The sequence below is a fragment of the Membranihabitans maritimus genome (assembly GCF_021729145.1).
Taxonomy (GTDB): domain Bacteria; phylum Bacteroidota; class Bacteroidia; order Chitinophagales; family Saprospiraceae; genus Membranihabitans; species Membranihabitans maritimus.
Window position 1 is genome coordinate 1 of the sequence record NZ_JAJSLW010000085.1, and the last position, 381, is coordinate 381.

Annotated in this window: 1 protein-coding gene; it reads left to right on the forward strand. The window is 41.7% G+C overall.

Going from position 1 to position 381, the window contains the following annotated elements; genetic code table 11:
• A partial coding sequence (locus tag LVD47_RS23410; protein ID WP_236981146.1) for an ATP-binding protein occupies nucleotides 1-305 on the forward strand: 305 nt, incomplete at its 5' end.
• Nucleotides 306-381: the final 76 nt, after the last annotated feature.

Sequence of the window (381 nt, forward strand, 5' to 3'; positions counted from 1 at the left end):
CCAAAACCGACGGATCACTCATCAAATGGATGGACCGAATTAAAAAAGCACAACTGATTATCCTGGACGATTTTGGCCTGCAACCCATCACTCATGAAGTAAAACTCATTCTCCTACAAATCCTCGAAGATCGATATGAAAGAGCCGCTACACTCATTTGTTCACAACTACCCGTAGGAAAATGGCATGAATATTTTGATGAACCTACGATCGCCGATGCTATATTGGATCGTATTATTCCCAAAGGACACCGCATTGATTTAAAAGGAAAAAGTCTGCGGTCTCCTTCTAAACATTTATCTTAGTCATGTTTTTTTGTACGTTTTCCACATAGGGGGTCAACATCCCGGATTCAGGGGGTCAACAACTCCGGATTATCCA